Origin of the sequence: Virgibacillus sp. W0430, from assembly GCF_051846935.1 — a bacterium.
Taxonomy (GTDB): Bacteria; Bacillota; Bacilli; order Bacillales; family Amphibacillaceae; genus JBPYCR01.
This window is the reverse complement of sequence record NZ_JBPYCS010000016.1, coordinates 37,037-49,454: the sequence shown is the minus strand read 5'-3', so window position 1 is coordinate 49,454 and position 12,418 is coordinate 37,037. Positions and strand designations below refer to the sequence as shown.

The 12,418-nt window shown below is 35.5% G+C and carries 11 protein-coding genes and 1 pseudogene; all 12 read left to right on the top strand.

Annotated elements, in window-relative coordinates; translation table 11 throughout:
- Nucleotides 1–274: 274 nt before the first annotated feature.
- Nucleotides 275–641, top strand: a pseudogene (locus tag ACLIBH_RS09700) (ATP-binding protein); the annotation flags it as partial.
- Between the two features lie 476 nt (nt 642–1,117).
- On the top strand, nt 1,118–1,837 hold the full coding sequence (locus ACLIBH_RS09695; RefSeq protein WP_439316508.1) for a nucleoside phosphorylase: 720 nt from the start codon (nt 1,118–1,120) through the stop codon (nt 1,835–1,837).
- Between the two features lie 19 nt (nt 1,838–1,856).
- Nucleotides 1,857–2,720, top strand: coding sequence for an energy-coupling factor ABC transporter ATP-binding protein (locus ACLIBH_RS09690; protein WP_439316507.1), 864 nt, complete (start codon nt 1,857–1,859; stop codon nt 2,718–2,720).
- Entirely contained in the window at nt 2,720–3,550 is an 831-nt protein-coding gene (locus ACLIBH_RS09685) for an energy-coupling factor ABC transporter ATP-binding protein (RefSeq protein ID WP_439316506.1), read from the top strand. Before ACLIBH_RS09690 ends, ACLIBH_RS09685 begins: the two co-directional genes overlap by 1 nt.
- Nucleotides 3,543–4,157, top strand: coding sequence for an ECF transporter S component (locus ACLIBH_RS09680; RefSeq protein WP_439316505.1), 615 nt, complete (start codon nt 3,543–3,545; stop codon nt 4,155–4,157). The genes ACLIBH_RS09685 and ACLIBH_RS09680 overlap by 8 nt, the downstream gene beginning before the upstream one ends.
- 48 nt (nt 4,158–4,205) lie before the next feature.
- Nucleotides 4,206–4,982: an energy-coupling factor transporter transmembrane component T family protein gene (locus ACLIBH_RS09675; RefSeq protein ID WP_439316504.1), complete on the top strand. Its 777-nt coding sequence runs from the start codon at nt 4,206–4,208 to the stop codon at nt 4,980–4,982.
- A gap of 113 nt (nt 4,983–5,095) precedes the next feature.
- Nucleotides 5,096–6,061 (top strand): sugar-binding transcriptional regulator, encoded by a 966-nt coding sequence (locus tag ACLIBH_RS09670; protein ID WP_439316503.1) that lies wholly within the window; start codon nt 5,096–5,098, stop codon nt 6,059–6,061.
- Between the two features lie 731 nt (nt 6,062–6,792).
- Nucleotides 6,793–7,644: a 4-(cytidine 5'-diphospho)-2-C-methyl-D-erythritol kinase gene (ispE, locus tag ACLIBH_RS09665; RefSeq protein WP_439316502.1), complete on the top strand. Its 852-nt coding sequence runs from the start codon at nt 6,793–6,795 to the stop codon at nt 7,642–7,644.
- Between the two features lie 741 nt (nt 7,645–8,385).
- Nucleotides 8,386–9,210: a pur operon repressor gene (gene purR / locus ACLIBH_RS09660; RefSeq protein WP_439316501.1), complete on the top strand. Its 825-nt coding sequence runs from the start codon at nt 8,386–8,388 to the stop codon at nt 9,208–9,210.
- Nucleotides 9,211–9,376: 166 nt separating this feature from the next.
- A complete protein-coding gene (spoVG, locus tag ACLIBH_RS09655) occupies nt 9,377–9,679 on the top strand; it encodes a septation regulator SpoVG (protein WP_439316500.1) in 303 nt (100 codons plus the stop codon).
- Between the two features lie 338 nt (nt 9,680–10,017).
- Entirely contained in the window at nt 10,018–11,391 is a 1,374-nt protein-coding gene (gene glmU, locus ACLIBH_RS09650; RefSeq protein ID WP_439316499.1) for a bifunctional UDP-N-acetylglucosamine diphosphorylase/glucosamine-1-phosphate N-acetyltransferase GlmU, read from the top strand.
- Between the two features lie 22 nt (nt 11,392–11,413).
- On the top strand, nt 11,414–12,367 hold the full coding sequence (locus ACLIBH_RS09645) for a ribose-phosphate diphosphokinase (protein ID WP_439316498.1): 954 nt from the start codon (nt 11,414–11,416) through the stop codon (nt 12,365–12,367).
- The last annotated feature ends 51 nt before the right edge of the window (nt 12,368–12,418 follow it).

Sequence of the window (12,418 nt, the reverse complement as noted above, 5' to 3'; positions counted from 1 at the left end):
AAGAACATATGAATTAGCACGAAAATCAACATAAATAAATGTACAACTTTTATGGTTCATGTCACTATTCCGGCTGGAGTCGCCGCCTTCCACTATAATCAATTTGGAGCTACTATTCTCGAAAACTATTAAGCCCATCAAAAGTCAAATATTCAAAGCAGCATGAGCTTAGTCTATAGGGTAAAATTGCCAAACTCAAGGCAGCAGTTAGCTTAACGCAAGGGTGTCTATGGTGACGTGGAATCTGAATGAAGCGAGCGGCAAACGTCCGGCCTACGATTTGATACTAATTCTAAAGAAAGCGCATCTTGAAGGTAAATTAGAGACAAGATTGAAGCATTATTTCAAAGTATAAATTATTACTCATCATCGATGAGATAGGGTATTTACCAATTGATGAAGCTGATGCCAAACTATTTTTTCAATTAATCGATATGCGATATGAGAGAAAAAGCACTATATTTACAACAAACTCTAACTTTAAATCATGGAGTGAAATATTTCAAGATCCTAAAATAGCTAACGCTATTTTAGTTAGAGTATTACATCATGCGTCAGTAATAAATATAGTAGGTGAATCTTATCGTTTAAAAAACCACATTCAAAAGGATGACAAGTCTGAGTCAAGTAATCGATTTTAACCAGCAAGATTATTTTCAACACTTCGAACTAAACTGTACATTCTTAGACAATCGAAATTGTACATACTTATCTTGACATTTATCGGCATTAAAAACCCTGGTATGAAACTAATCCTATCAGGGTTTTTAATGCCGATAATATTACTTATCATACATCTGTCTATCCCTAAGTGTAAGGTTATTTATCATTTAAATCCCATCCTTATCAAAGCAGATAAACCAATTAGTCAACTTATTTTTCAGAATAACTTGATTTATTAGATTTATTAGATTATAATGAATTCAACTTTCCTTAACAAATGTCAAATTTTTAATTAACACTTGTGAATAGGCTTGTTCTCTTTGTTGAAAGCGCTGTTATTTAGGGGGTATTAAATTTGAACTTATCTAATTAATTAACAATATAGGAAAGGAGGGCAAATAAGTTGCTGAAAATTATTTTGACTTAAAAACTTACTTAAGGAGTAGTGATAGGGATGGATTTTAGTAAAAGCGAAGTTCAATATCATGTGCAATTAAAAAAAGGTGATGTAGGAAGATATGTTTTTTTACCGGGTGATCCTGGAAGGGTAGAGCTCATAGCGAGTTTATTTGATGAATCATGGCTAGTTGCAGAGAATAGAGAATACAAAACATATACGGGATATATAGATGGTACTAAAGTATCGGTTTGTTCTACAGGTATAGGGGCTCCTTCATCTGCCATAGCTGTAGAAGAATTGAGTAAAGTTGGGGCAGATACTTTTATTCGTATAGGAACTGCTGGCCCCATGCAAGAATTTATAAATAAGGGAGATGTTGTAATAGGAACTGCTGCAATTAGAGATGAAGGAACAACAGGACAATACATGCCAATTGAATTTCCAGCAGTTGCAGATATTGATGTTACAAGTGCCCTCTGTAAAGCAGCATCAAATCTTAATAAGATTTTTCATAAAGGTGTTATTCAATCAAAAGATTCTTTTTATGGGGAAGTCCTACCCGAGATAATGCCGGTGAGGGATTTGTTAAAATTAAGGTGGCAAGCCTGGATAGAAGGCGGTGCACTTGCCTCAGAAATGGAGGCCGCTGCAATTTATATAGTATCATCTATTAGAAACTTAAGAGCTTCTTGCATTCTGAATATGGAGGGCTCAATGGAAGAAACGATAAAAGTCGGCTTAGAAGCTATAAGAATATTAGAGAATAATAGTTGATTGATAAGGAGGTGTAACTTTGGCAACCCCAATAATTGAATTTTCAGGTTTCTCATACTACTATCCTAATTACGAAAATGCCGCTTTAAATAATATAACTGTTACGATTGAGAGTGGAGATTTCATAGGATTGATTGGGCGAAATAAGGCTGGTAAATCTACTGCATGTCTATCTATGATGGGGTTGGCCCCTCATATCATAGGTGGAGATTGGATTGGTGAGATAAAGGTAAATGGAAATGTTTTATCCGCAGAAAATGCTTCAGACATGACCAAAGTTGCTGGAATAGTATTTCAGGATGCTGAGAGCCAATTTACCCAAGAAACTGTTGAGGATGAAATAGCCTTTTCTATGTGTAACTTAGGCTTAGAAAGAAGTGAAATAATAAAGAGAATAGAAGAAGTTATGGATAGTTGCTATTTACATGAACTTTCAGGAAGATCCCCTTTCCACTTGTCGGGGGGGCAACAACAGAGGCTTGCTGTTGCTTGTTTATTAGCTTTACGCCCAGATATAATTATCTTGGATGAATCGACATCTCAATTAGATCCCATAGGAAGAGATGAAATATTTAATCTTGTATCTAGATTACACCAAGAGGGTAAAACAATAATTATGGCGGATCATAACATAGAAAAAATAGCTGAGTATACTGATAAAGTGATGGTTCTTCATGATGGCGAATTAAAACTGTTTGGAGAAACAAAATATATATTTCAAAAAAAGGAAGAGTTAAATGGGTATGATATCCGATTACCACAAGTAACAGATGCTGTTTTTAAATTGAAAGATATATACAATTTTAAGGAATTGCCTATAAATTTAAATGAAGCAGAACAATTATTTACACATCTTGAGAATAATAAGAGGCGAAATAAATAATGAAACCAATAATAGAAGTAAGTAACCTAGTGTACAGGTATAAAAGAGGAAAACAGGCATTAAATGATGTCAACTTAAAAATTTATGATTCAGAGTTAATTAGTATTGTTGGACAGAATGGTAGTGGTAAGACTACCTTAGTTAAACATTTCAATGGATTATTGAAGCCGACTGAAGGAGTAGTTAAAATAGAGCAGGAATCCACTGCAGAAAAAAGTGTAGGCTATCTATCTGGAAAGGTTGGATATGTATTTCAGAACCCTAACCATCAATTCTTTACTAAAACAGTAGAGGAAGAATTAATGACAGGGCCAAAAAACTTCAAGTTAAGCCATAAAGAAACAAAGGAAAACCTTGATTATGTTATAGAGTTATTAAGAATAGACGACATATTAAAAGAGCATCCAATGAATTTAGATTATACTAGTAAAAAAATAGTTTCTATTGCCTCAGTGCTAACCTTTAATCCAAAGGTTTTTATAATGGATGAACCAACTGGAGGATTAGATGAGGTAGGAAGGCAATTGCTCATAAAAACAATGAATTTACTTCACAAACAAGGGAAGACCGTTATAATCATATCTCATGACATGGATTTTGTGGCCGAAAATTCCAATCGTATAATAGTCATGGCTAACGGTAATATATTACGTGATGGTGATGGTACGTCAGTATTCAACGATAATGATTCTTTGCAAAAAGCATGGATTGAACCACCACAAATAACTCAACTGGGCAAACGATTAAACTTCCAGGAGGAGGTATTTGTTAGCGTAGACCAATTTGTAAATAGTTTTACAAATAAAAAGGAGGATGCTCAAAGTGGGTGAAAAAAAATTAAGACAAACGGCTTCAATTAGTTCAAAAACAAAAACAACATACGCATTAATTCTTATTCCTATAGGAATTGCTATCAATATAGTTGCTGGTATGATTGCTGGTCAATTAAAGTTACCATTTTTTATGGATTCAATTGGTACCGTAATTATGGCGGTGATTATGGGGCCGCTTGTTGGGGGAGCTACAGGGCTATTAACAAACGTAGTAAGTGGATTACTCAGCGGTGACGTTTTGAGTATGGCGTTTGGTTTAGCAAATATGTCATCTGGTATAATAATTGGATTTATGGCGAAGTATAAAAAATTCAGAACATGGCTTCATTTAATTATTGGGGCTATTTTAATAACACTTTCAAATTCGATTATAGGAGCTATAGTAGTTGTTTTGTTATACGGTGGAGTTAATGGTTCAGGCGTAGACTTTGTAGTAGCTGCTACTTTGGCAGCCGGGCAAGATATATTTTCATCAGCATTTATAGGGCGAATACCTGTTAATATTGTTGATAAAGGTATAGCTATTATAATTGCATTTATAATCTTAAAAAGATTACCTGATAATATGAAAAACTTAATACCTGAAACAAAGAAAAAGAATTAATAATTGTATTAAACAGTAAAAATAAGGTTTGAATAAGGATATGATTATATGTTAGATATAAATGATAAAAGTACATTTTTTAGTAAAGTTTATCCTATGACAAAAATATGGCTAGGATTAGGAATAACCATAGGAGTCTTTTGTTTTTCAAATTACTATATTTCAATAATAATTTTTGCTTTATCGTTTATAATAATACTGGAGCATAAAATGCTTAAAGAGTTTGGCATAGTTTTTTTGGCAGTTCTTATTTTAGGGATCAGCCTGTTTTTAATCCAAGGTATATTAAATCCAGAAAACCAAACAGTAGTGTGGCAAATTATACCTGGAACAAGCATTGCTTTTTACGAAGAAGGTTTACTAAAAGCGACGAATGTATATGCTAGAATTGTTCCGATAGTAGCAGTTCTCTTTCTTTTAGTAAGAACAATGAATATAACAGAATTAGGTGTTGCTTTAAATAAAGCAGGTATTAGCTATAGGGCGAGTTTTGTGCTATCATCAACATTTCAAGTTATCCCCGTTTTTAATCGTGAAATGAAAACTATAATAGAGGCACAAAAATCTAGGGGTCTAGATACAGAAGGTGATTTTTTTAGTAGAATAAAGGCGTTTGTTCCTATTATCTTTCCTTTAATATCAAATTCTATAATGAAAGTACAAAGCCAAGTAATTGCATTAGAAAGTAGAGGTTTTAACTCAAGTGCCAAAAAAACATATTACAGGAATCCCAGTAAAACCAAGTATGATCCATTTCTAACAATAGTAGCAATAATATTTGCAAGTTTAGGGGTAGCTTATAGAACATATATAATTATATCCTAACATAGGGTCAGGGTATATTATCATTCAATTAGATTTAGATGGAACATTATCAGTTGTTATGATATTGTTCCATTTAAATTTAAATTCCCCCTTAACAAAAGGAGTTTAATTAAATGGACAAAATGGACAAAATGAACAAAATGGACAGATTGGTTAAAGTGGCAAAGTTATACTATCAATTAAATTATAGTCAACAAAAAATAGCAACGGAGTTAGGCGTTTCTCGATCCCTTGTAGCCAGGCTATTAAAAGAGGCTAAAGAAAAAAAAGTGGTAGAAATAAAAATAAATGATTTTCGCCAACAAAAGGAAAATCACGCAAAATATATTAAAGAGCATTTTGGTTTAAAAAAACTTATGGTTGTAAATGTTCCTAAAAACGATAATACAGTAATTAAAAGATACTTAGGTGAAAAATGTGCTAATTATATAGACGGCCTTGTTAGGGAAGGGGATGTTTTAGGTACAACTTGGGGTACAACCATATACGAAATAGCAAAAAGAATACCCAAAAAGCAAATTCAAGATATAAAGATAGTTCAATTGAATGGAGGAATACCTCATATAGATAGTAATACTTTTGCTTCTGATATATTTAATAGTTTTGGAAGGGCCTATAATACTTCTCCTTACTTTCTTCCACTACCTGCAATTTTTGAGCGTTCAGAAATAAGAGATATGGTGATGTCTGATCGTCATATTTCTTATGTTATTAACTTGGCTATTAAAACAAATATAGCTTTATTTACAGTAGGAGATATACGAAAGAATTCTACATTATTAAAGGCTGGCTATTTAAATGAATATGATATGGAAGTTTTAAAAGAGAATAAAGCAGTAGGTGACATTTGTTCTCGCTTCATAGATATTGACGGAGAAATTTGTAGTGAGGAACTGGATGTTAGAACAATAGGCATTAATTTGCATCATTTAAGAGAAAAAGAGACATCAATATTAGTCGCTGGAGGGGAAAAAAAGACCCAGAGTATAATAGGAGCTTTAAATGGTGGGTATGCAAATGTTTTTATAACGGACCAATTCACATTAGAATCAGTGTTTCAAAGTATTTACAATATATAAACCTTTCCTTGATATAAATATCCTATTATCCAAAAAATAAGATAGTAGGTTTGTTTGTCATGTCCTGATCATGAACTATGCATGAAAACTAAAAGTGGAAGAAACATTCAACGCTGGAGCTTGAGGATATTCTCGAAGAATTTAAAAAAGAGACCAAAGCAAATAATGAATTCTATAAAAAACGGCCGTAAATTGTGGAGGCTCCTTTTGGGACAAATAAGTGATCCTTCGGTTATACTAATTTTTTGCGGCGAGGGTTGGATTCTGTAAAGGCAGAGGCAGCTCTAAAAGTGCTGCCTATAATTTCAAAAGATTATTATGCTTGTTTTTATATTTAAGATTAATCGTCAAGCCAATTATAATAAAAACTAGTACCTCATTTTCCGTCTTTTTCAAGTAATGCTTCAAGCTGTAAATAATTTTGCTTTTGATCTTGGATGGCTTCACTCCCCTCTTTAGAGGATAACTTTTACTGATAAGTAACCAATCATGTTCTTTTCTACTTCATTATGAATTTCACGTAATAAGTTTAATTGTTTTTCGTTGGCGCTGGCTGATGCTAGAAAATTTCTCCTTGTCCATTATTTTCATAAAACCCATCGTATGTTACCTTTTGCTTAAACGATTACGCTTTCCTTCTATTTATTTAACGATTAGATATGATACAATGCTCATACAATAGGTGATTAACCGAAAAAGAACAAATGCTTTTTAGTTAAGTAGGTGACCGAATGGGTGTATTAGAAAAAGCGCCAGCAAAAATAAATTTATCACTAGACGTCTTGGGAAAGCGGGACGACGGCTATCATGAAGTAGAAATGATTATGACAACAATTGATTTATACGACCGTATTGAATTGGAGTCACTTGCGAATGATACGATTCATGTGTCTTTAGCGAGCAGATATGTACCTAGCGATGAGCGTAATTTGGCATATAAGGCAGCACAAGTGCTAAAGGATCACTGTAACATAAATAACGGGGTACATATACGTATGGACAAGAATATTCCTGTTTCAGCAGGTCTCGGTGGCGGAAGCAGTGATGCTGCTGCAGTATTAAGAGGGTTGAATCGTTTGTGGAAGCTAGAATTACCACTAGAGGAGCTTGCTCATATTGGTTCGGCTATCGGTTCGGATGTTCCGTTTTGTGTATATAATAATACTGCATTAGTAAAAGGTCGTGGCGAAAAGGTTTTTCCGTTACCTAAGCCGCCTCCTTGCTGGGTAATTTTAGCTAAGCCAGATATCGGAGTTTCTACTAGTAAAATCTTTCAGCTGCTTAATACGGAAGATGTTGTCCATTTGCGAACAGAAGAAATAGTGAATGCGTTAATAGCCAAGGACTTTCAAAAACTATGCACCTATTCTGCAAATGTCTTAGAAAAGGTCACACTGGAACGATATCCTGAAGTATTGGAATTAAAGAAGAAGATGACAGGGGCAGGCGCACTAGGGGTGCTAATGAGCGGTAGTGGTCCTACAATCTATGGTCTTGTGCAACAAGAGAAAAAGGGAATAAGTATATACAATGGATTACGTGGCTTTTGTGATGAAGTGTACCTCGTTCGGATGTTAGGCTAACTTGAGCACGTTCAATGGCGAAAATAACGCAGCTTTTTCGAATCAAAATATAGACGCTAGAAAAGTAGTTAATGTTGAAGACCTTTTAATTAAGGGTCTTTTTTCATGTTCCAGAAAGATCTGCTCTACAATTCAAACGTTTAATTCCACGCCTGCAATAAAGTGTGTATAATCGTTGTGAGATAACATATTAGGAACTTTTTATTGTACTTTACTTTATTTTATTAAGCTGTTCTTCCTAACCTTCACGTTTATTCCCCCCGATATTAGCTAATGGATATACAAGCCTCTAGTTCATCAATACGTAAGTGAGCGGAGTATATGTCAATGGTGCTAAGCGCAGCACATTAAAGAATTAGAATAACCGATGCAAAAAGCGTTTTTCAAGATTGTAAATATCCGCCCACAAAAACGTAACGTTACCATGCCAAAAGGTATGAGTAAAATGTTTGTTGGGGAACAGATGCACGAATCTAACTAGATAATATGTGATCAACTTTACTTCGAACGATATACACATGAATAACACCGTTGATTTTCACTGCCCACGGAAAGCGTAGTGTATATCTACTGCGGTCGGTAGGAATCAATACTAAAATTGACGAATACAAAGAGAGGTTTTTTAACTTCTTAAAATAACACCCACAAATACGTGACGCAATCTGCTAAAAGGTAGCTATTGCGTAAAACCGTATGAAAATGGTATATTAAGAAGTAAATATTCGGTTTTGGGGTGTAATAATGAAAAGAAGCAACCGGTTAATCGCCTTAACGAACCATTTTCTTGATAATCCAAGAGAACATATTCAATTGCCGTATTTTTCCAATAAATTTAGTGCTTCCAAATCTTCCATAAGCGAAGACTTAGACATAGTCGATGAAATGTTTCAGCATGAAGGAATCGGACACTTGGAAAGAGTATATGGTGCGTCTGGAGGCGTAAAATATATACCAAACTACTCAGAGAAAAATGCACAAGCTTTTATAGATGCATTATGCAACATGTTAGAGGATCCACTCCGTATTTTACCAGGAGGTTATCTCTATATGAGCGATATTTTAGGAGATCCCCATATGGTAAAGCAAATAGGTCGGATTTTTGCCTCTAAATTTTCAGATTTAAATATTGATATAGTAGTGACGGTAGCTACTAAAGGTATCCCACTCGCATATGCAGTAGCTACGCACTTAAATGTGCCCGTTGTTATCGTAAGAAGAGATCCGAAAGTTACAGAAGGGTCTTCTGTAAGCATTAATTATGTTTCGGGTTCTTCAAAAAAAATCCAGACGATGGTGTTGCCAAAACGAAGTCTCCCAGATGGTTCCAATGTTTGTATAATTGACGACTTTATGAAAGCAGGTGGGACAATAACAGGGATGCGCAGTTTATTGGCAGAGTTTCAAGCAAATGTCCAGGCAGTTGGGGTGCTAGCTGAAGCGGACGACGAAGAAGATGAACGAGTTGTAGATGAATATGTTTCCTTACTTAAAATAACGGATGTGGATATTAAGAAAAACTGTATTCATGTACAACCGGGAAATATTTGGGGACCAAGAAAAGGTTAAAAGCGTTCGTAATCTAGCAATAAACAGCTCTATTTTCTAGATATTTCACAGTTTATTGTAAAAATTAAGTATATTTTAAAACTTTTTTATTAAATAAGCAGGACTTTTTTCCTTTTTGTTGAACTATTGTAACTAAGTTCAAATTGGAAAAAGGTGGTGAAACATCATGGAAGTAACTGACGTTAGATTGCGCCGCGTCAATACAGAAGGTAGAATGCGAGCGATTGCATCGATTACTTTTGACCAGGAATTTGTCGTACATGATATTCGTGTAATTGACGGTAACAATGGATTGTTTGTTGCTATGCCTTCAAAACGAACTCCTGATGGCGAATTTCGAGACATAGCACATCCGATAAACTCGACTACACGCGCAAAGATTCAGGAAGCAGTTTTAGAAGAGTATCAGCGAGTTGGTGAAGCAGAGACAGAATCAGAAGTGAATTTTGAAGGAGCAGGAGCTTCTTAAAACTAAATATAAAGATTGCCGGGCTATATGATAGCGAGCCCTTAAAAGTAAAAATGGTTCTAATCATCATACACTGATGATCGGGCCATTTTTTGTTTTTTAAAGGAGTAGAGAATATGCTTACACTGGTAATTAGCTCTAAAGAAAACAATTTTGAATGACGCTTTTAAAAAATACGAACTTTTTATTTTTTTTACAAATGTTTCGCCGAGCCCATGTTTCGAAAATTGTGTGAAGCTAACGAATGGATACGGCATAGGTGCACATTATATTTGTTGAAATGCTGATTCGTTTAAGCTATTATTTTATAATGGGGATAAAAGAATGGAGGGAACTTCATGACTAAGCGTTATGCAATCATTTTGGCTGCAGGCCAAGGGACTCGAATGAAGTCGAAGCTTTATAAAGTGCTTCATCCAATTCTTGGACGTCCAATGATTCAGCACGTCATTGGAAATTTACGACCGTTACAGTTAGATAAACAAATTACAATTGTTGGATTTGGTGCAGATAAAGTTATGGAGGAAGTCGGAAATAAAAGCGACTTTGTTGTTCAAGAAGAACAACTAGGCACTGCGCACGCTGTTCAGCAAGCGGAGCGCCTACTAAAGGATAAAAAGGGTACGACGATCGTTGTTTGTGGTGATACACCTTTAATTACGACAGAAACGTATGAAGAACTGTTTGCTTATCATGAAGCAAACAATGCAAAAGCGACTATTTTGACTACAGAAGTGGAAAATCCTGCTGGCTACGGAAGGATTATTCGCAATGAGAATGGAAAAGTAGAGCGTATTGTAGAACATAAAGACGCAGATAAGAATGAGCTTCTCGTAAAGGAAGTAAATACAGGTACATATTGTTTTGATAACAAGGCATTATTTGCTGCTTTGCAAGAAGTGTCGAATGACAATGCACAGGGTGAATATTACTTGCCAGACGTTATTGAAATTCTACAAAAGTCTGCCGAAAGAGTAGAAGCATTTATGACGACAGATGCAGAAGAAACAATGGGTATAAACGATCGTGTTGCTCTGGCTCAAGCAGAAGCAGCAATGAAACAGCGCATTAATGAGCTGCATATGCAAAATGGTGTTACAATTATGGATCCTGCCAATACGTATATTGGTGCTGAAGTAACCATTGAACCAGACGTCGTTATTTTCCCTGGTTCCGTAATTACAGGGAAGACTGTGATCAAAAGCGATTCTGTAATCGGTCCGCATACGGAAATAACGAACTGTACAATTGGGGAAGGCACCGTTATAAAACAAAGTGTAGTAACGGACAGTGAAATAGGGAATCGAGTTAATATCGGGCCCTTTGCTCATATTCGACCAGCTTCTACAATTGGCAATAACGTCAAGATTGGGAACTTCGTGGAAGTGAAAAAAGCTGTGTTTGGGGATGATAGTAAAGCATCCCACTTAAGTTACATTGGAGATGCAAATGTAGGGAGAAATGTGAACATCGGTTGCGGTACGATTACTGTAAATTATGATGGAAAAAACAAACATTTGACAACCATTGAGGACGATTCATTTATCGGCTGTAATTCAAATCTAGTTGCCCCGGTAACAATCGGGAAAGGCACGTATGTAGCTGCTGGGTCTACAATTACGATGGATGTTCCTGAAGATTCATTAGCAATTGCACGAGCAAGGCAAGAAAATAAAGACGGTTACGCAGCAAAAATTAGAAATCGAAAATAATATTTAATGGAGGGCTTCATTTATGTCATCTGGCTACAAGGATGGAGAGTTAAAGGTTTTTACACTGAATTCCAATCGTGTATTGGCTGAGGAAATTGCAAGCCATATGGGGATTTCACTTGGGAAATGTGCAGTAACAAAATTCAGTGATGGCGAAATTCAAATTAATATTGAAGAAAGTGTTCGAGGTTGCGATGTCTATGTCGTCCAGTCAACATCGGATCCGATTAATGATCACTTAATGGAGCTTCTAATTATGATTGACGCTTTAAAGCGTGCATCGGCTACTTCAATTAATATTGTTATGCCTTATTATGGTTATGCACGACAAGATCGAAAGGCGCGCTCCAGAGAGCCAATAACTGCTAAGCTGGTGGCGAATCTATTAGAAACAGCCGGTGCGGATCGCGTAATTACATTAGATTTGCATGCTCCACAAATCCAAGGCTTTTTCGACAAGCCGATTGATCATTTACAAGGAGTGCCGATTCTGTCTGATTATTTTGAAGGAAAAGACTTACAAGACATTGTCATTGTTTCACCAGATCATGGTGGCGTTACACGAGCACGGAGAATGGCAGACCGCTTAAAAGCTCCTATCGGTATTATTGATAAACGAAGACCTCGTCCAAATGTAGCAGAAGTGATGAACATCATCGGAAATATTGAAGGAAGAACGGCCATTATTATTGACGATATAATTGATACAGCTGGTACGATTACACTTGCGGCCAATGCTTTAATTGACCACGGCGCGACCGGAGTTTATGCTTGCTGTACACATCCAGTCTTGTCAGGTCCGGCAATTGAGCGAATTCAAAATTCAAAAATTAAAGAACTTGTTGTGACGAACTCAATCCGACTTCCAGAAGAAAAACATATAGATAAAATTACGCAGTTGTCTGTAGCACCTCTTATTGGAGAGGCAATTGTTCGTGTGCATGAGTATCAATCGGTAAGTATATTATTTGATTAAATACGCAATATCTTATAGTTATGGAGAAAGTTGCGTTATACTAAAATTAGA

Bases quoted from the DNA above. Each gene is read 5' to 3' on its own strand.
- ACLIBH_RS09695 (WP_439316508.1), top strand. From the start codon at position 1,118: ATGGATTTTAGTAAAAGCGAAGTTCAATATCATGTGCAATTAAAAAAA.
- ACLIBH_RS09685 (WP_439316506.1), top strand. From the start codon at position 2,720: ATGAAACCAATAATAGAAGTAAGTAACCTAGTGTACAGGTATAAAAGA.
- ACLIBH_RS09675 (WP_439316504.1), top strand. From the start codon at position 4,206: ATGTTAGATATAAATGATAAAAGTACATTTTTTAGTAAAGTTTATCCT.
- ACLIBH_RS09670 (WP_439316503.1), top strand. From the start codon at position 5,096: ATGGACAAAATGGACAAAATGAACAAAATGGACAGATTGGTTAAAGTG.
- ispE (WP_439316502.1), top strand. From the start codon at position 6,793: ATGGGTGTATTAGAAAAAGCGCCAGCAAAAATAAATTTATCACTAGAC.
- purR (WP_439316501.1), top strand. From the start codon at position 8,386: ATGAAAAGAAGCAACCGGTTAATCGCCTTAACGAACCATTTTCTTGAT.
- spoVG (WP_439316500.1), top strand. From the start codon at position 9,377: ATGGAAGTAACTGACGTTAGATTGCGCCGCGTCAATACAGAAGGTAGA.
- glmU (WP_439316499.1), top strand. From the start codon at position 10,018: ATGACTAAGCGTTATGCAATCATTTTGGCTGCAGGCCAAGGGACTCGA.
- ACLIBH_RS09645 (WP_439316498.1), top strand. From the start codon at position 11,414: ATGTCATCTGGCTACAAGGATGGAGAGTTAAAGGTTTTTACACTGAAT.